The following is an 18,457-nucleotide window of genomic DNA, read 5'->3' on the forward strand; positions in this document are numbered from 1 at the left end:
AATGTCGATGATGCAATGGGGCGCAGTGTACCAGTTTTACAGGCCAATCGCCTCTTTCAAACTTTTCAGGTAGCGACGGCTGACGGGCACCGTTTGCCCGGCGCGCAGCACCAGCTCGGCCTGGCCGTTATCCTCCAGGCGGATCTCCTTCAGGTGCGCCATGTTCACCAGATACTGGCGATGGCAGCGGATCAGCGGCGTGCGGCTCTCCAGCGTGCGCAGCGTCAGCTCGGTAAAGCCCTCGTTACCTTCGGCGCTGGTGACGTAAACGCCGCTCAGTCGGCTGCTGACAAAGGCAACGTCATCCATTTGCAGGAGATAAATTCGGCTGTGCCCGGTACACGGGATGAACTTCAGCGGCTGCTGGTGTTCCGGCAGCAGCGACACATCCTGCACGCTCCGCTCCTGGCGCAAACGGGACAGGGTCTTATCAAGCCGCTTCTCTTCGATGGGCTTCAGCAGATAGTCAAAGGCGTGCTCTTCAAACGCCTTTACGGCGTATTCGTCAAACGCCGTCAGAAAGACGATATAGGGACGATGCTCCGGATCGAGCATCCCGACCATCTCCAGCCCGCTGATGCGCGGCATCTGAATATCGAGGAACAGCACGTCCGGGCGCAGCTTGTGCACCGCGCCAATGCCCTCAATCGCGTTCGCGCACTCGCCCACCACCTCTATGTCGCTCTGCTCCTGCAACAGGACCCGCAGGTTTTCCCGTGCTAACGGCTCATCGTCAACAATCAGCACTCTTAACATGCGTTCTCCTCCAGCGGCAATCGTAAGGTAATTCGGGTATAGCGGTCTGGCTCACAGGCGACGGTGATACCGCAGTCGTCACCAAAGTGCGCGCGCAGGCGTTTATCCACCAGGCTCATGCCTAAACCGCCTGACGCGGAGGCCTCGTACAGCCCGGCGTTATCTTCAATATCCAGCACCAGATGATGGTTAAAACGGGAAGCGCATATCTTAATCTCTCCGGTGCCCAGCAGCTGCGAGGTGCCGTGCTTAATGGCGTTTTCCACGATCGGTTGCAGGGTAAACGCGGGCAGATGCTGATACGCCAGCTCGTCCGGGACGGATAACGACACCTGTAAACGAGACTGGAAGCGCGCTTTTTCGATTTGCAGATAGGCGTTTACGTGCTCAACCTCGTCCGCAAGGGTGACAATCTCCGAAGGCCGCTTCAGGTTTTTGCGGAAAAATGTCGACAGAAACTGCACCAGCTGCGCGGCCTGATCGCTGTCGCGGCGGATCACCGCCTTCAGCGTATTGAGCGCGTTAAACAGGAAATGCGGGTTCACCTGGGCGTGCAGGAGCTTAATTTCAGATTGCGTCAGCAACGCTTTTTGCCGCTCATACTGCCCCGCAAGGATCTGCGCCGAAAGCAGCTGGGCTATACCCTCTCCCAGGGTGCGGTTGATGGAGCTGAACAGCCGGTTTTTGGCTTCGTAAAGCTTAATGGTGCCCATCACCCGCTGGTTTTCGCCCCGCAGGGGAATAACCAGCGTCGAACCGAGCTTGCACTGCGGATGCAGGGAGCAGCGGTACGGCACCTCGTTACCGTCGGCATAGACCACTTCGCCCGTTTCAATCGCGCGCAGGGTGTAGGTCGAGGAGATCGGTTTGCCCGGCAGATGGTGATCGTCTCCGGTACCGGTAAACGCCAGCAGCTTCTCGCGATCGGTAATCGCCACGGCCCCAATATCCAGCTCTTTATAAAGCACCTGCGCCACCTTCATGCTGTTTTCTTCGTTGAATCCCTGACGCAGGATCCCTTCGGTAGAGGCCGCCACCTTCAGGGCGGTGGCGGAAAATGCCGAGGTGTATTTTTCGAACATGGCGCGTTTGTCGAGCAGAATGCGCATAAACAGCGCCGCCCCCACGGTGTTGGTCACCATCATCGGCGCGGCGATATTGCTCACCAGGTGCAGGGCATCTTCAAACGGACGCGCGATAAGCAAAATGATCGCCATTTGCGCCATTTCGGCCACAAAGGTAATGGCACCGGCGGTCAGCGGGCTAAAGACTTTATCCGGGCGGCCACGTTTGATCATGTAGCTGTGAACCAGACCGCCAAGTAATCCCTCGACGATGGTCGAAATCATGCAGCTCAGCGCCGTCATGCCCCCCATTGAATAGCGATGCAGGCCGCCGGTTAATCCTACCAGACCGCCCACAACCGGGCCGCCCAGCAGCCCGCCCATAACCGCGCCGATGGCGCGCGTATTGGCAATAGAATCTTCAATATGGAGGCCAAAATAGGTGCCCATAATGCAGAAAATGGAGAACGTGACGTAGCAGAGCAGCTTGTGCGGTAAACGTACGGTGACCTGCATCAGCGGAATAAACAGGCGCGTTTTGCTCATCAGCCACGCGATAACAAGAAACACGCACATCTGCTGAAGCAACAGCAGCACCAGATTAAACTCGTACATACCCACAACCGCACAGTCTAAAAACGCGTAACATACACTGATGGCGGTAAACTTTCTTTGAAACGTGCCATAAAAGCGATAAATCGTGTCCGCTATCACACCTTTTGCCGTACCCGATCCGTGCCTCGCATAATTTGTACAAAAAAGAATCAATTCTTCCTGGTTCCGCAATGTAGGTCTACAGTTAAGCTGGGGACGCGTGAGCCTGGGGGCGAAAATGGCGCTTTACACGATAGGTGAAGTGGCACTCCTGTGTGATATCAATCCCGTTACGCTACGGGCGTGGCAGCGACGGTACGGATTGCTTAAGCCGCAAAGAACGGACGGCGGGCATCGCCTGTTCAACGATGCGGACATCGATCGCATCCGTGAGATCAAAAGCTGGATCGACAACGGCGTGCAGGTGGGTAAGGTGAAGTCGCTGCTGAGCCAGGACGATCCGGATACCCAGCGTGCCTGGCGCGAGCAGCAGGACACCCTTCTGAGGCTGTTGCAGGCGGGCAATTTGCAGCGTCTGCGCGGCTGGATCAAAGAACAGGGGCGGGATTACCCCGCGCAGACCCTTATCACCCACCTTTTTATTCCCCTACGGCGACGTCTCCAGTGTCAGCAAACTACCCTCCAGGCGCTGCTCAGCATGCTCGACGGCGTGCTGATTAACTATATTTCCGTCTGTCTTGCCTCCGCGCGCAATAAAAACAGCAAGGATGCGCTGGTGGTCGGCTGGAACGTGCACGATACCACCCGGCTGTGGCTCGAAGCGTGGATAGCCATCCAGCAGGGCTGGCGCGTTGACGTACTTGCCCACTCGCTGGCCCAGCTCAGACCGGAGCTGTTTGACGGCCAGACGCTGCTGGTCTGGTGCGGAGAAGTCCCCTCGGCCTCCCAGCGGCAGCTCCTGACCGAATGGCGCGCCCATGGCTATCCCGTTTACCCGCTGGGGCCAAATGCGTCGTAACGGCATTTAATGGTTCATTAACAGCTGCGCTTCACCGTATAATTGTTCCGTTAACAACAGGAGCACATGATGAAGGCAACGAAACTCGCCGTAATTACCCTTTTTGCACTGATGGCCCTCAGCGGGATCGGTGGCGTTATGCTCGCAGGCTACTCGTTTATTGTCCGCGGCGGTGTTGGCTGAGATACGCGGCCAGACGTTCGAACAGGCGATCCACCACAATCGCCGCCAGCGCGACCAGAACAGCGCCCTGGATAATATAGGCCGTATTAAACCCGCTTAACCCGATGATGATTGGCGTACCAAGCGTATTCGCTCCCACCGTCGAGGCGATGGCTGCCGTACCGATGTTGATAATTACCGACGTCCGCACGCCGGCGATAATCACCGGTGCAGCCAGCGGCAGCTCTACCTTAACCAGCCGCTGCCGGGCGCTCATCCCCATCCCTTCCGCTACGCTCAGCACCGATGCAGGCACCGCCGCAATACCCGCCAGCGTTCCCTGCAGAATGGGCAACACGCCGTACAAAATCAGCGCAACGATCGCCGGCTGCTGTCCAAAGCCGATGGCCGGAACCGCAATCGCCAGCACGGCTACGGGCGGGAAGGTCTGCCCCGTTGCGGCGATGGTCTCCACCAGCGGGCGAAACTCCCTGCCCGCAGGTCTCGTCACCGCAATACCCGCCCCCACGCCCAGCACGATGGCGACCACGCTCGAAACCGCCACCAGCCAGAAGTGCGCCAGGGTGAGATTAACAAAGCTCTCCTGCTGATAAACCGGACGCGGCAGCCCGGGAAACAGCGCGCTGAACAGCGACGCGCTGTGCGGCATCAGGAACAGCAGGGCAATAAAGAGCAGCACCAGCCAGAGCAAGGGATCACGCACCCGCTTCACGCGTCACCTCCCCCGCCAGCAGATCGCGGAAATGGATCGTACCGCACGGCGTTCCCTGCGCATCCGCCACCGGCAACGCTTCACACTGCCTCGCGACAAACGCCGATAACGCATCGCGCAGGCTCATCTGGTCGTGCAGCGCTTCGCCGCCAACCCGCGCATCCTGCGGGCGCATATAGTCCCTGACGGTGCGCAGCGAGAGCAGCCTGACGCCCAGCTCGCTGCGGCCAAAAAACTCGCGCACAAAGTCGTTTGCCGGCGCCGTCAGCAGCTCAAGCGGCGTCCCCTGCTGAACGACCTCACCGCGATCCATCACCACCAGACGATCGGCCAGACGCAGCGCCTCGTCGATATCGTGGGTCACCAGAACGATCGTACGCCCAAGGATCCGATGGATGCGGGTCATCTCCGCCTGCAGCGCGCCGCGCGTAACCGGGTCCAGCGCGCCAAAGGGCTCATCCATCAGCAACACCTGCGGGTTGGCGGCCAGCGCGCGCGCCACGCCGACCCGCTGCTGTTGTCCGCCGGAAAGCTGATGCGGATAGCGGCCGCGAAGCGACGCGTCAAGCCCCAGCAGCGCCATCAGCTCGTCGACACGCGCGTTGATCCTCGCCCGCGACCATTTCTCCAGCTGCAGCACGGTGGCAATATTCTGCGCCACCGTCCAGTGGGGAAACAGGCCGATGGACTGAATGGCGTAGCCCATCCGACGCCGCAGCTCCAGCACCGGCAGGCTGCGGATCTCTTCTCCGGCAAAGCGAATCGTCCCGCTGTCATGCTCGACCAGCCGGTTGATCATCTTCAGGGTGGTGGATTTTCCCGACCCCGACGTACCGATCAAGACCGAAAACGCCCCCTCGGCAAAGTTCAGGTTCAGGTGGCTTGCCGCCGGACGGCCCGCAAAGGTTTTACTTACATCGTGAAATTCAATCATTGGCTCTTCTCCCGAGCAGCGCGAGCCACAGGGCAAATAAGGCATCCAGCACGACCGCCAGCGCAATGGTGGGTACGACGCCCAGCAACACCAGATCCAGCGCGCTGCTGAGCAGCCCCTGGAAGACCAGCGCCCCAAAGCCGCCCGCCCCAATCAGCGCGGCAATCACCGCCATCCCTACGGTTTGCACCGTCACCACCCGCAGGCTGCGAACCAGCAGGGGAAGCGCAAGCGGCAGCTGTACTTTCCAGAAACACTGGCGCGCACTCATCCCCATCGCGTGCGCGCTTTCCAGCACGTCCGGCGCAACCTGGCTTAGCCCCGCCACCACGCCGCGCACCAGCGGTAACAGCGCATACAGCACGAGGGCGATAAGCGCCGGCGTCAGCCCGGTTCCGGCAATGCCCACCGCGGCCAGGGCAGGGAAAGTTTTCACCAGGCCGGCCAGAGGGGCAATCAGCAGGCCGAACAGGGCGACGGAGGGAATGGTCTGAATGACGTTGAGCACGGTAAAGACAGCGCCCTGCTGGCCGGGATGCCGGTAGCACCACATGCCAAGCGGCACGCCCAGCAGCAGCGCCGGGAGCAGCGTCCCGCACAGGATCGTCAGATGCTGCACCAGCGCGTTGTCAAATACCTCCTGGCGGTTGGCGTACTCTTTTAACAGCGAGAGCTGATTCAGATCGCCGCTGAAGAGGATCAGCAGCGGGATAACCCAGAACTGAGCGTTCAGCAGCCAGCGCCAGACGGGCATCGGCGTCAGACGGCGAATGGCATCGCTACAGGCCAGCAGGCAGAGCGCCAGCCACAGCCACAGGCCGCTGCCAATTGACGTGCGGGCAAGCGGGCTTTCAACCGAGGCCATCTGCGCTGCCGCCTGCCCCGCGCTCCAGAACAGCACGATAAACAGCGCTTCGCAGAGAAGTAGCGTCAGCCATTGCGCGGCGCGGCCCGGCCAGAGCGATAAGGCAACGGCACCCGCCAGCGCCGCCCCCAGCAGCAGCGGCGTAAACGACCATATCTGCCAGAGCGCACGCGGTTCGCCCGACACCAGGCGGTTTGGTGCAACATTCACAAAGGGTAACGCGACCGCCGCGATGGCCACGCAGGCCAGCAGCAGCAGTACGCGGTTATGACATTTTATTGGCACAGCCTTATCCCGTTACTTCACAAGCCCTTGTTGCTTCAGGAAGTCGGCGGCCACTTTTTTGGCATCCAGCCCCTCAACGGCAATGCTGGCGTTCAGCTGTTGCAGCGTTTTCGCATCCAGTTTTTCAAAGACCGGCTTCAGCCATTCGTCCATATCCGGATAGGCTTGCAGAACCGCCTCGCGCACCACCGGGGCGGGGGCGTAAATCGGCTGAACGCCCTTCGGATCGGTTAAGGTTTGCAGGCCAAGCGCCGCTACCGGGCCGTCGGTGCCGTAGGCCATCGCGGCATTTACGCCGGAAGTTTGCTGCGCCGCCGCCTTGATGGTCACGGCCGTATCGCCGCCCGCCAGAGAGAGCAGCTGAGCCTGGTCAAGCTTGAAATCATAGGCTTTTTCAAACGCCGGCAGGGCATCCGCTCGCTCGATAAACTCGGCCGAGGCCGCGAGCTTAAACTCGCCCTTCTCTTTCAGGTAGCGGCTGAGATCGTCAAGCGAGGCAAGCTTGCCCTTTTCGGCGATATCTTTGCGCACCGCGATTGTCCAGGTGTTGTTGGCCGGTGCCGGCGTCAGCCAGATCAGCTTGTTTTTTTCCGCGTCCAGCTTTTTGACTTTGTCATAGCCGGCTTTGGCATTTTTCCAGGCCGGATCGTTTTCATCCTTGAAGAAAAACGCCCCGTTGCCGGTGTATTCCGGATAGATATCCAGCTCGCCAGAGGTGATAGCGCCGCGCACGACCGGCGTGGTGCCAAGCTGCACTTTATTGACCGTTTTCACGCCGTGGCTTTCAAGCACCTGCAAAATGATATTGCCGAGCAACGCTCCCTCGGTATCAATTTTGGAGCCTACCTTAACCGGCTCAGCTGCCTGCAGCGGCAGGCTCAGCGCCGCCAGAAGCACCGCTGAACCTGAAATCCCCTTAATAATCGTCATTCTGCTTTCCTCATTATTTTGTGGCCTTTTTCATAGGCTTGAGAGAAAAGCGTAGCTTAAAACGGCGAATTTAACCGTTTTTAGTACAAGATGAGAGACATCCCCCGGCCAGGCGGGGGATGGTGAGGCAGGAAGGATTATTGCAGTTCGAATTCGGCTTTGTTCATGCGGGCGGAATCCACGCCAATAAACACGTTGAATTTGCCAGGCTCGGCATCGTATTTCATCTGCTGATTCCAGAACTTCAGCGCGTTCACGTCGATCGGGAAGCTGACCGTTTTGGTTTCGCCCGGCTTCAGGTTGACCTTCTCGAAGCCGCGCAGCTGTTTCACCGGACGGCTCATGGAGGCGGTGACGTCCTGCACGTACATCTGGATCACCGTCGCCCCTTCGCGCTTGCCGCTGTTGGTCACGTCCACGCTGGCGGTGACCTTGCCGTCACGCGTCATGGTCGGGACTGACATCTTCACGTCAGAAACCCTGAAGGTGGTGTAGCTCAGGCCGTAGCCAAACGGATACAGCGGGCCGTTGGCCTCGTCGAAGTAGCGAGACGTGTACTTGTTCGGCTTATCGGCGTTATAGGGGCGACCGGTGTTCAGGTGGCTGTAGTAAACCGGGATCTGCCCGACGGAGCGCGGGAAGGACATCGGCAGCTTGCCGGACGGGTTGTAATCGCCAAACAGCACGTCGGCAATGGCGTTACCGCCTTCGGTACCGGCAAACCAGGTTTCCAGAATGGCGTCAGCCTGCTGGTCTTCTTTCACCAGCGCCAGCGGACGGCCGTTCATCAGCACCAGCACCAGCGGCTTGCCGGTGGCTTTCAGGGCCGCGATCAGATCGCGCTGGCTTTGCGGAATGGTGATATCGGTACGGCTGGAGGCTTCGTGCGCCATCCCCTGCGCTTCACCCACGACCGCGACCACCACGTCGGACTGCTTCGCGGCGTTAACCGCTTCGTCGATCATCGCCTTCGGCGTGCGCGGATCCACCTTCACCGCTTCCTCATACTGATTGAGGAACGTGACGATGTCTTTGTCGTCAGTGACGTTCGCGCCTTTGGCGTAGATAACTTTCGCGTTCTCGCCCACGGCGCTCTTGATGCCGGTCAGCACGGTAACGGACTGATCGGCCACGCCCGCGGCGGACCAGCTGCCCATCACGTCACGCTTGCTGTCGGCCAGCGGGCCGACCACGGCAATGGTGCCGGATTTTTTCAGCGGCAGCGTGTCGAGGCGGTTTTTCAGCAGCACCAGGCTTTCGCGCGCCACTTCCCGGGCCTCTTTACGGTGCAGGCGGCTTTCGGCGTTGGTGTCCGCCGGGTCAGACTCCTTCGGCCCCAGATGGCTGTACGGATCGTTAAACAGCCCCATGTCGTATTTCACGTTCAGCACGTGCCGCGTGGCGTCGTCCAGCTCCGCCATCGTCACCTTGCCGCTCTTGACCAGCCCCGGCAGGTATTTGCTGTAGTATTCGTCGCTCATGCTCATGTTGATGCCGGACTTGAGCGCCACGCGCACCGCATCTTCCGGGTCAGACGCCGTACCGTGTTTAATCAGCTCTTTAATCGCGCCGTGGTCAGAAACGGTGATGCCCTTAAAGCCCCACTGGTCGCGCAGCACGTCTTTCAGCAGCCAGGCATCGGAGGTGGCTGGCGTGCCGTTGAGGGAGTTCAGCGCCACCATCACCGCGCCGCTGCCCGCGTCCAGCCCCGCTTTGTACGGCGGCATATAGTCGTTAAACAGGCGCTGCGGACTCATGTCGACGGTGTTGTACTCTTTGCCGCCCTCCACCGCGCCGTAGGCCGCGAAGTGCTTGACGCTGGTCATCACCGAGTAGCGATCCGCCGGGCTTTTGCCCTGCATCGCTTCCACCATGGCCTTGCCCATCGTGGCAGTTAAATACGTATCTTCACCAAAGCCCTCTGACGCGCGGCCCCAGCGCGGATCGCGGGAGACGTCGACCATCGGTGCCCAGGTCATGTTCAGGCCGTCGTCTGCGGCTTCATATGCCGATACGCGCCCGACGGTTTTCACCGCATCGAGGTTAAAGGAGGAGGCTAAGCCGAGGCTGATGGGGAAAACGGTACGCTGGCCGTGCAGCACGTCGTAGGCGAAGAACAGCGGAATTTTCAGGCGGCTGAGCGCCATCACCTGATCCTGCATGGCGCGGATATCCTGACGGGTGACGGTGTTAAAAATCGCCCCCACCTGGCTATCTTTAATCATCTCGCGGATGGCTTCTTTTGGATTATCCGGGCCGACGCTGATCAGCCGCAGCTGGCCGATTTTCTCATCGACCGTCATCTTTTTGAGCAATTCCGTGACAAACGCGTCGCGGGCTTCAGGCGTGAGCGGGTGATTACCAAACAAATCCTCTGCCAGCGCAGGCTGCAGCGCCAGGCTGACGGCGACACCTACAGAACATAGCCATTTCATGTCGTTATTCTCTCTTATCAATAACCGCGGGAAGCACCCGGCCAGACCGTGCGAAAAGCGCAGTGTGCCATAAAGCCCGAAAACCTTGCAGGGTTATTCTCTGATTTTTCTCATGAATACCCGACCGCTTAACGGCTAATCGCGCTATGCTTTACAGCGAGAAATTTGCCCCACCACAAGGAGTGGAAGATGTCTTCTGTTCGAACTGACGATAACAATACATTTATTAACGAACTGTCGCGCCTGGTTGGTCACTCTCACCTGCTTACCGACCCGGCTAAAACCGCCCGCTACCGTAAGGGCTTTCGCTCCGGACAGGGCGACGCGCTGGCGGTGGTCTTCCCCGGCACGCTGCTCGAACTGTGGCGCGTGCTGAGCGCCTGCGTCGCGGCGGACAAGATTATTTTAATGCAGGCTGCCAATACCGGCCTGACCGAAGGCTCCACGCCGAACGGTAACGACTACGATCGTGACATCGTCATCATCAGCACCCTGCGTCTCGACAAGCTGCACCTGCTGGACAAAGGCGAACAGGTGCTCGCCTTCCCCGGTACCACCCTTTACTCGCTGGAAAAAGCGCTCAAGCCGCTGGGACGCGAGCCGCACTCGGTGATCGGCTCCTCGTGCATCGGCGCGTCGGTGATCGGCGGGATCTGCAATAACTCCGGCGGCTCGCTGGTGCAGCGCGGCCCGGCCTACACGGAGATGTCGCTGTTTGCGCGGATTGATGAAAACGGCAAGCTGACGCTGGTGAACCATCTGGGCATCGATCTGGGCGTAACGCCCGAGCAGATCCTCAGCAAGCTTGACGACGACCGCGTAAGGGATGAAGACGTACAGCACGATGGCCGTCACGCGCACGACCATGATTACATCACCCGCGTGCGCGACATCGACGCCGATACGCCGGCGCGCTATAACGCCGATCCGGATCGCCTGTTTGAATCCTCCGGCTGCGCGGGCAAGCTGGCCGTATTTGCGGTGCGCCTTGATACCTTCCCGGCGGAGAAAAAACAGCAGGTGTTTTATATCGGCACCAATCAGCCAGAGGTGCTCACGGAGATACGCCGCCATATTCTGGCGGAGTTCGCCCACCTGCCAGTGGCGGGCGAGTACATGCACCGGGACATTTACGACATCGCCGAGCGCTACGGCAAAGACACCTTCCTGATGATCGACAAGCTCGGCACCGACAAAATGCCGTTCTTCTTCACCATGAAGGGCCGCACCGACGCGATGCTGGAGAAAGTCTCGCTGTTTAAGCCGCACTTCACCGACCGCTTCATGCAAAAGCTGGGCAACGTCTTCCCGGCGCATTTACCGGAGCGGATGAAGACCTGGCGTGACAAATATGAACACCACCTGCTGCTGAAGATGGCCGGTGACGGCATTGAAGAAGCGCAGAGCTGGCTTACGGCGTTTTTCAAATCCGCCGACGGGGATTTCTTCGCCTGTACGCCGGAAGAAGGCAGCAAGGCCTTCCTGCACCGTTTTGCCGCGGCGGGAGCCGCCATTCGCTATCAGGCGGTGCATTCGGAGGAGGTGGAAGATATCCTGGCGCTGGATATTGCGCTGCGCCGCAACGATACCGAGTGGTTTGAACACCTGCCACCGGAGATCGACAGCAAGCTGGTGCACAAGCTCTACTACGGCCACTTTATGTGCTATGTCTTCCACCAGGATTACATCGTCAAAAAAGGGGTTGATGCGCATGCGCTGAAAGAGCAGATGCTGGCGCTGCTGCACGAGCGCGGCGCACAGTACCCTGCCGAGCATAACGTGGGCCATCTGTATAAGGCGCCGGAAACCCTAAAAGCGTTTTATCGCAAAAATGACCCTACCAACAGTATGAACCCCGGCATTGGAAAAACAACCCGGAAGAAATACTGGAAAGAGAGTGCCGAAACAGCGCAGGACAATACGCAAGCCGCTGATTGAACCCAGCAGCCAAATTTTAGAGATTGTTAAGCCTTCCGCAATCGTACTAGAGTAGCTGCCTATAGCCAGAGAAACGTTTCTCTGGCTTTCCTGACTGAGGAGCAGGCAGAGCATGTCGGCTATAGAAATTTTATCCGAAACCGAAATTGAGGTGCGCGACGCCCTTCCTGACGATGCGCATGCCATCTCGGCGATATACGCCTGGCATGTGCTTCATGGGCGTGCGTCGTTCGAGGAAGTTCCCCCAACCGTCGATGAGATGCGTCAGCGGATAAAAAGCGTGACCGACAGCGGCTTACCGTGGCTGGTCGCGCTGTATCGCGGCATCATCGTCGGCTACTGTTACGCCACGTTTTATCGTCCTCGCCAGGCCTACCGGTATACCCTTGAAGAATCCATCTATGTCGATGCCAGCACCACCGGCCGCGGGTTTGGTTCGTCCCTGCTTCAGGCGCTGATTGCCCGCTGTGAGCAAGGGCCCTGGCGGCAGATGATTGCCGTCGTTGGTGACGGGCAGAATAACCCCGGGTCGTTACGGCTGCATAAAAAACACGGTTTCGAGATTGTGGGCCAGCTCAGGAGCGTGGGATACAAGAAAGGCGACTGGCGGGACACGGTAATGATGCAGCGCCCGCTCAACGACGGGGACTGGACGCTGCCGGAATAAGGGCACCAGATCGTGCCCTCACCCCGGCCCTCTCCCTGTGGGCGAGGGAGAAAACTTTGCTCAGTCGTTCTGCGCCGTTGCCATCTGCTGCGCTTTCTGCTTTTTATACGCCAGCGCTGAAGCCGGCACCGGCTGCACTTTCCCGGTTTCAATCCAGGTACGCAGGCGGCTCGCATCGGCAAAGTGAGTGTATTTGCCGAAGGCATCCATCACCACCAGCGCCACCGGCTTGCCGTTGAACACGGTGCGCATCACCAGGCAGTGCCCTGCCGCATTGGTAAAGCCGGTCTTGGTTAGCTGAATATTCCAGTTGTCACGGTAAACCAGATGGTTGGTGTTCCGGAACGGCAGCGTGTAGGCCGGGTTCGAGAATGTCGCCATATCTTCACGCGTGGTGCTGAGCTGGCCAATCAGCGGGTATTGCTTACTGGCGATCAGCAGCTTCGTTAAATCTCGCGCCGTCGAGACGTTATGGATCGACAGGCCGGTTGGCTCCACGAAACGGGTGTTTTTCATCCCCAGCGCTTTGGCTTTTGCGTTCATCGCGCGAATAAACGCGTCGTAACCGCCAGGATAATGATGGGCGAGGCTTGCCGCCGCGCGGTTCTCAGAGGACATCAGCGCCAGCAGCAGCATATTTTTACGGCTGATTTCACTGTTCAGACGAACGCGGGAATAGATCCCTTTCATCTCCGGCGTGTGGCTGATATCCACCTTCAGCCTTTCGTCCAGCGGCAGTCGCGCATCAAGCACCACCATCGCGGTCATGACTTTGGTAATAGAGGCAATCGGGCGCACCAGATCCGGTTGACTGGCGTAGATCACCTTGTTGGTATTCAGGTCAACGATCATCGCGCTGCCGGAAGCAATCTGTGGCTGCGCAGCAGCGGTAACGACTGCGGGGGTTTTGGCGACGGCTGGCGCGGTAGCGGACACACCCAACAGCAGCGCAAGGCTAAGTAGTGAAACTCGGAATTTCAGCATGATGAGACTTCTGATAATGATTCACGCACGTTATGACGTACACCGCCTGCGTCGACGCGCTTCACAGGCTGGCTTCGGCATCATAGCGGGCGGCGAACGATGTCGCCAGCGGAGAATCATGAGCAGATGCTGCATTGCTGGCATTTACGCCAGCAATGCAGTGGAGCTAAAAGAGACGGTATCCATAGCCCCAAAGAATGACCGTCAGGGCCAGAAGCGCCTCCAGGACCAGAACGCCGATGGCCAGCGTTGAGCTGGAGAAGCTCAGGCCCTCTTCTCTATTGATATTCAGGAAGGTTGGCACCCCCACATACAGCAGGTAACCGGTGTAAAAGAGGGCAACCGTACCGATCAGCGCGCACAGCCAGACCAGTGGATAGAGCGCGACAATACCGCTTAAGAACAGCGGGGTCGCGACGTACCCGGCGAAGACCATACAGTGCGCCAGCGACGGGCGCTGCGGGTAGTTGCGCGCCATCCAGTGGATGACCCGCCCCATTACCGCCACCCCGGCCAGCATCAGTCCATAGAACAGAATGGCCATATACAAACCGGTAAACCAGGAGAGCTTAACCACGGTGCCATCACCAAAGTTCCAGCCGATTTGCGTTGTACCAATAAACGCGCAGACCACCGGCACCGCCGCCATCAGCAGCACGTGGTGGGTGTAGTGATGCGCGACCGTTTCGTTCTCGTTTCGGATAACCTGCATTTCACGATCGGGATGGGAGAAAAGTCCCCAGACATGGTTCATAACGCCCCCTTGTTGTCGGCCCGTCAGCGATAGCTTAAGTATAATGCAGCCTTTAGATTATTTTATGTACAGTGGGAAATTTCCGTTGATTGCCGCGCGGTTGATGGATGGGGTATATGATTAACGCAGGCATTTTAAGGGAGATGACATTTACAGCATGGATATCAACGGTCTCATTGAGCAATATGGCTACGCCGCGCTGGTGATCGGCAGCGTGGCAGAGGGCGAAACCATCACGCTGCTGGGCGGTGTCGCCGCACACCAGGGACTGCTGTCGTTTCCGCTGGTGGTCGCCGCGGTGGCGCTGGGCGGAATGATTGGCGATCAGCTGCTCTACTTTCTGGGGCTGCGCTTTGGCCCAGCGCTCCTGCAGCGTTTTGCCAGGCATCAGAAAAAAATCCGCCGCGCCCAGCGGCTCATCCAGCGACATCCCTATCTGTTTGTGATTGGAACCCGCTTTATGTACGGCTTTCGCATCATTGGCCCAATACTGATTGGCGCCAGCCGCTTACCGCCGAAAATCTTCCTGCCGCTCAATATTATCGGGGCGATTGCCTGGGCGCTTATCTTCACCACGCTTGGCTACGCGGGCGGCGAGGTGATCGGGCCGTGGCTGCATAACCTCGATCGGCATCTTAAGCACTGGGCGTGGTTGATCCTCGTGGTGGTGGCGGTGGTTGGGGTGCGGCTGTGGCTTAAGCATCGCGAAAAGCGGCGGGATGAGGAGTGAGTGCGTCCTGCTGCCCTCACTCCGTCCCTCAGCCCACAGGGAGAGGGAGAAGGGTATCTACCCTTGTGGCTTAAACTGCGGGTTCGCCAGCATAAAACCGCCGTCGACAATAAACGACTGCCCGGTGGTGTAGCTGGCGTCGCTGTCGCACAGCCACGCCACCAGGCTGGCAATTTCTTTGGTGTGGCCGGGGCGCGCCAGCGGGATTGACGGCATTGATCCCTCTTTAACTTCGCTGTCGTCCATGTCGTTCATTGGCGTGGCAATCGCGCCGGGGGCGACGGCGTTCACCAGGATCTTATGCTGCACCAGCTCCAGCGCCATCGACTTGGTTAACCCGCCCAGGGCATGCTTTGCGGCGGTGTAGGCGCTGGCTTCCGGCAGCGGCGTATGTTCATGCACCGAAGTGATGTTCACTATTCGCCCCCCTTCCCCCTGCTTCACCATCTGACGCGCGGCGATCTGCGAGCAGAGAAACGCGCCGTCAACATCAACGGTAAATATGTTCCGCCAGTCGTCAAAGGACAGGTCAAGAAAAGACGATTTGTTCATTGCCCCGGCATTGTTAACCAGCACATCCAGCCGCCCGAAGCGCGCAACCAGCGTTTCAATGGCCCTGGCGCCTTCCGGCAGGTTGCTCAGGTCCAGATGAATGGCCTCGGCGCGCTGCCCGCGCGCTTCAACTTCACGGCAGGTTTCCAGCGCTCCTTTTTCATCCGAATGCCACGTTACGCCGATATCAAACCCGCGTTCGGCCAGCATCAGGGCCGTCGTTTTACCAATTCCCGAATCCGATGCGGTAACAATTGCGACTCGCGTCATACTCACCTCCTGAAAATCTGTAAAGAGGTAAGTATAGATAACGCGCGATTTTAGCCGTGATGATATCCGCCACCCAGCGCGGAGGTCAGCTGGAGCGTGGCATCCACGTACTGGCCTTTCAGCATCAGGCCGGAAATACGCTCCCTGAGCGCCGGGATTTTTGCCTCGCTCACCCGCGCACCGGCAACGATCCCCGCGCTGAAGCGCGCCTGCGCCAGCGCAACGACTCGCGCCGCGTCTTTTTCGATCTGCTGCTGGTGCTGATTTTTGGCGGTCAGCGTTTCCACTTCGCTGGCCGTGCGGGCGACCTGATTTACGGCGTCCACCACGGCCTTGTTGTAGTTCGCCACGGAGAGGTTGTTCTGCGCCTGAGCGATATCCAGGTTCGCATTCAGGCGACCGCTGTCAAAGATCGGCAGCGTCAGCCCGGCGGTCACGCCCATCTGCTGCGCGGACGAGCGGAACAGGTCGCTCAGGTGCAGCGCATCCTGCTGTAAGAAGGCCATCAGATTAACGTCGGGGTAGAACGCGGCCTTCGCGGCATCCACTTCGCTCATGGACGCTTCGATATACCAGTGGGCTTCCTGCAGGTCCGGACGGCGGGCCAGCAGCTCGTAGCCGAGCGTGGACGGCAGCGTTGCCTCTACCGCGGGCAGTGGGCGTTTGGCAAGGCTAACGGAAGGCGTGTTGGTCAACGCGTTCAGGCGCGCTTCAATAACCCTCATTTTACCCTTCACGTCAGCTAGCTGCTCGTCGGTTTTACCGGCATTGATGTCGGTTTCAACGCCCTCCACCGAGGAGGTAATGCCGTGCTGATAAAGTTCACGGTCGGCACCGATGATATTTTCCTGCTCCTGTTTAATCTGGCCGAGCACATCCCCCACGGCGGCCTCGGTCTGCCACGCCCAGTACAGGCGCGCGACGCTGCCGGCGAGCAGCTGGCGGGTTTGCTCCAGCTCCGCTTTTTGCGCATTCACTTTACCGATGCGGGCCTCAATCCGGGCGCGATTTTTGCCCCACAGATCCAGATCCCAGCCCGCCGTCAGGCCGAAAGTCCCGTTGGTGTACCACGGACCGGTAGTTCCCGCGGCCGGGTCCGTCAGGGCAAACGGCCCCATCAGCCCCTCAGCCGACATTTTTTGCCGCTCCACGTCTGCGGAAAAATCCATCTGCGGGCCATCCGCAGCGATAGCGGCCTTCGCCTGCGCTTCCGCCAGCGTGATGCGCTGCCGGGCAATTTGCATATCCGGCGCATCGGCTATCGCTTTGGCGATCAGCGAACTGAGCTGCGGATCGTTATAGTCTTTCCACCATTCGCTTTTCGGCCAGTCGGCATGGCGCAGCGGGCTATTCACCGACGCGGCCGCCGTTTGCGCCTTTACTGGCGACACCGTCGCATGTTCCGGCGCGCAGGCGGCCAGGATTAAAACAAGGGGAGCACTCAGAGATAAAATAAGAAAACGTTTCATTACGCCATGCACTCAAAAAAATAAAGGCGCAACTTACGCTTGATGGCGCAGCGTTTTTTAGTAACGCGTGGCAATCCGTACATTGTCATACATTTTTATATTCGGAAATTTATATCCTTAAAAAATGTATTAATTGCATGTATTCATACCAATTATGAATTGGCTGCTACACTTATTCACGACAGACATACGCAGGAGAAGCGAATGAAAATACTATTGTGGGTTATTTTGATTATATTTCTGATAGGGCTGCTGGTGGTAACCGGCGTATTCAAGATTATTTTCTGATTCTGTCGCCCGGCGTCCTGCCGGGCGAGCATAGTAACGCTTTGCTTAATGCTTCGACTGGATCACCCGCGCAATCTCTGCCGAGGTTTGCAGCGTCCGGATCTCCTGAAATAACCCCAGCGCTTCGCCGTACTCTTTACGCAAATAGCTCAGCCACTGTTTAATGCGCGCAACGTGGTACAGCCCGGTATCGCCCTGCTTCTCCAGCCGCGTGTATTTTTGCAACAGCTTCACCACGTCAGCCCACGGCATGCGCGGCTCGTTATATTTTACCACCCGGCTGAGGTTTGGCACGTTAAGCGCGCCGCGGCCGATCATCACCGCATCACAGCCGGTCTCCTTCAGGCAGGCCTGCGCGCTCTCGTAATCCCAGATTTCACCGTTGGCGATCACCGGGATGGCAAGCCGCTTGCGGATCTCGCCTATGGCCTGCCAGTTGATGCGCTCGGCTTTATAGCCGTCCTCTTTGGTGCGCCCGTGAACCACCAGCTCGGTTGCTCCGGCCTGCTGCACCGCGTCAGCAATTTCAAACTGCTTATCGCCACTGTCCCACCCAAGCCGCACCTTAACCGTGACCGGCAGATGCGACGGCACCGCCTCACGCATGGCCTTTGCGCCGCGATAAATCAGCTCAGGATCCTTGAGCAGCGTCGCCCCGCCGCCGCTGCCGTTCACCAGCTTTGACGGACAGCCGCAGTTAAGGTCAACCCCGTAAGAGCCAAGCGCCACCGCGCGGGCGGCGTTTTCCGCCAGCCACTCGGGATACTGGCCGAGCAGCTGGATGCGCACCAGCGTTCCGGAAGGGGTACGGCTCTGGCGGTGCAGCTCAGGGCAGAGGCGATAAAATGATTTTTCTGGCAGCAGCATATCGACCACGCGCAAGAACTCCGTCACGCAGAGATCGTAATCGTTCACCTCGGTTAGCAGCTCGCGCACGAGCGAGTCGAGCACGCCTTCCATCGGGGCCAGTAAAACACGCATTCTGAGTACCTGTGAAAAAAGACGCGCTATAGTAGCTGCTCTCTATGTATGTTGAAAGCCCGGCGTTCCATTGCGGAATGTCTGGTA

At 58.8% G+C, this 18,457-nt stretch carries 17 protein-coding genes; 5 read left to right on the forward strand and 12 right to left on the reverse strand.

All coding sequences use genetic code 11. The features are described 5' to 3' along the window. Positions 1-36 precede the first annotated feature (36 nt). Positions 37-756 carry a two-component system response regulator BtsR gene (btsR, locus tag IM304_RS09720; RefSeq protein ID WP_176609902.1) on the reverse strand — a complete coding sequence of 240 codons (720 nt, stop codon included), beginning with the start codon at positions 754-756 and terminating at the stop codon, positions 37-39. Next, on the reverse strand, positions 750-2,435 hold the full coding sequence (locus IM304_RS09725) for a sensor histidine kinase (protein WP_193355596.1): 1,686 nt from the start codon (positions 2,433-2,435) through the stop codon (positions 750-752). The genes btsR and IM304_RS09725 overlap by 7 nt, the downstream gene beginning before the upstream one ends. Before the next feature lie 217 nt (positions 2,436-2,652). Here IM304_RS09725 and mlrA point away from each other — a divergent pair, with 217 nt between their 5' ends. Both mlrA and IM304_RS09735 read left to right on the forward strand, forming a co-directional pair. Beyond that, positions 2,653-3,393 (forward strand): HTH-type transcriptional regulator MlrA, encoded by a 741-nt coding sequence (gene mlrA, locus IM304_RS09730; protein ID WP_193355597.1) that lies wholly within the window; start codon positions 2,653-2,655, stop codon positions 3,391-3,393. A gap of 69 nt (positions 3,394-3,462) precedes the next feature. Further along, complete coding sequence (locus tag IM304_RS09735) at positions 3,463-3,576, forward strand: protein YohO (RefSeq protein ID WP_148422764.1); 114 nt, start codon at positions 3,463-3,465, stop codon at positions 3,574-3,576. Here IM304_RS09735 and IM304_RS09740 read toward each other — a convergent pair. The 5 genes from IM304_RS09740 to bglX form a co-directional block, all read right to left on the reverse strand. Then, complete coding sequence (locus tag IM304_RS09740) at positions 3,551-4,288, reverse strand: ABC transporter permease (protein ID WP_176609901.1); 738 nt, start codon at positions 4,286-4,288, stop codon at positions 3,551-3,553. The two genes, IM304_RS09735 and IM304_RS09740, sit on opposite strands and share 26 nt — an antisense overlap. After that, complete coding sequence (locus IM304_RS09745) at positions 4,272-5,222, reverse strand: ABC transporter ATP-binding protein (RefSeq protein WP_193355598.1); 951 nt, start codon at positions 5,220-5,222, stop codon at positions 4,272-4,274. The genes IM304_RS09740 and IM304_RS09745 overlap by 17 nt, the downstream gene beginning before the upstream one ends. Beyond that, positions 5,215-6,372 carry an ABC transporter permease gene (locus tag IM304_RS09750; protein WP_176609899.1) on the reverse strand — a complete coding sequence of 386 codons (1,158 nt, stop codon included), beginning with the start codon at positions 6,370-6,372 and terminating at the stop codon, positions 5,215-5,217. The genes IM304_RS09745 and IM304_RS09750 overlap by 8 nt, the downstream gene beginning before the upstream one ends. 12 nt (positions 6,373-6,384) lie before the next feature. Next, positions 6,385-7,302 carry an ABC transporter substrate-binding protein gene (locus tag IM304_RS09755; RefSeq protein ID WP_148422757.1) on the reverse strand — a complete coding sequence of 306 codons (918 nt, stop codon included), beginning with the start codon at positions 7,300-7,302 and terminating at the stop codon, positions 6,385-6,387. Between the two features lie 137 nt (positions 7,303-7,439). Continuing rightward, entirely contained in the window at positions 7,440-9,737 is a 2,298-nt protein-coding gene (bglX, locus tag IM304_RS09760; protein WP_193355599.1) for a beta-glucosidase BglX, read from the reverse strand. Between the two features lie 189 nt (positions 9,738-9,926). Between bglX and dld the strand changes: the two genes are divergently transcribed. Together dld and IM304_RS09770 are read left to right on the forward strand one after the other, a co-directional pair. Then, positions 9,927-11,675: a D-lactate dehydrogenase gene (dld, locus tag IM304_RS09765; protein WP_193355600.1), complete on the forward strand. Its 1,749-nt coding sequence runs from the start codon at positions 9,927-9,929 to the stop codon at positions 11,673-11,675. A gap of 112 nt (positions 11,676-11,787) precedes the next feature. After that, on the forward strand, positions 11,788-12,342 hold the full coding sequence (locus IM304_RS09770) for a GNAT family N-acetyltransferase (RefSeq protein WP_148422754.1): 555 nt from the start codon (positions 11,788-11,790) through the stop codon (positions 12,340-12,342). 60 nt (positions 12,343-12,402) lie between these two features. On the opposite strand, the gene pbpG is transcribed toward IM304_RS09770, so the two are convergent. Both pbpG and IM304_RS09780 read right to left on the reverse strand, forming a co-directional pair. After that, a complete protein-coding gene (gene pbpG / locus IM304_RS09775; protein WP_193355601.1) occupies positions 12,403-13,326 on the reverse strand; it encodes a D-alanyl-D-alanine endopeptidase in 924 nt (307 codons plus the stop codon). A 166-nt stretch (positions 13,327-13,492) separates the two neighbouring features. Further along, positions 13,493-14,080, reverse strand: a complete 588-nt coding sequence (locus tag IM304_RS09780; RefSeq protein WP_193355602.1) for a Yip1 family protein — start codon at positions 14,078-14,080, stop codon at positions 13,493-13,495. A gap of 157 nt (positions 14,081-14,237) precedes the next feature. Here IM304_RS09780 and IM304_RS09785 point away from each other — a divergent pair, with 157 nt between their 5' ends. Then, a complete protein-coding gene (locus tag IM304_RS09785; RefSeq protein ID WP_176609896.1) occupies positions 14,238-14,810 on the forward strand; it encodes a DedA family protein in 573 nt (190 codons plus the stop codon). Positions 14,811-14,867: 57 nt separating this feature from the next. On the opposite strand, the gene IM304_RS09790 is transcribed toward IM304_RS09785, so the two are convergent. The 3 genes from IM304_RS09790 to dusC all read right to left on the reverse strand — a co-directional run bounded on the left by IM304_RS09790 (position 14,868) and on the right by dusC (position 18,370). Beyond that, a complete protein-coding gene (locus IM304_RS09790; RefSeq protein ID WP_193355603.1) occupies positions 14,868-15,632 on the reverse strand; it encodes an SDR family oxidoreductase in 765 nt (254 codons plus the stop codon). A gap of 50 nt (positions 15,633-15,682) precedes the next feature. Further along, a complete protein-coding gene (gene mdtQ / locus IM304_RS09795) occupies positions 15,683-17,101 on the reverse strand; it encodes a multidrug resistance outer membrane protein MdtQ (protein ID WP_193355604.1) in 1,419 nt (472 codons plus the stop codon). A 333-nt stretch (positions 17,102-17,434) separates the two neighbouring features. After that, positions 17,435-18,370: a tRNA dihydrouridine(16) synthase DusC gene (gene dusC, locus IM304_RS09800; RefSeq protein ID WP_148419843.1), complete on the reverse strand. Its 936-nt coding sequence runs from the start codon at positions 18,368-18,370 to the stop codon at positions 17,435-17,437. Between the last annotated feature and the right edge of the window lie 87 nt (positions 18,371-18,457).

Source organism: Enterobacter cloacae complex sp. P40C2 (genome assembly GCF_014930695.1).
In the GTDB taxonomy this organism is placed as follows: Bacteria; Pseudomonadota; Gammaproteobacteria; order Enterobacterales; family Enterobacteriaceae; genus Enterobacter; species Enterobacter pasteurii.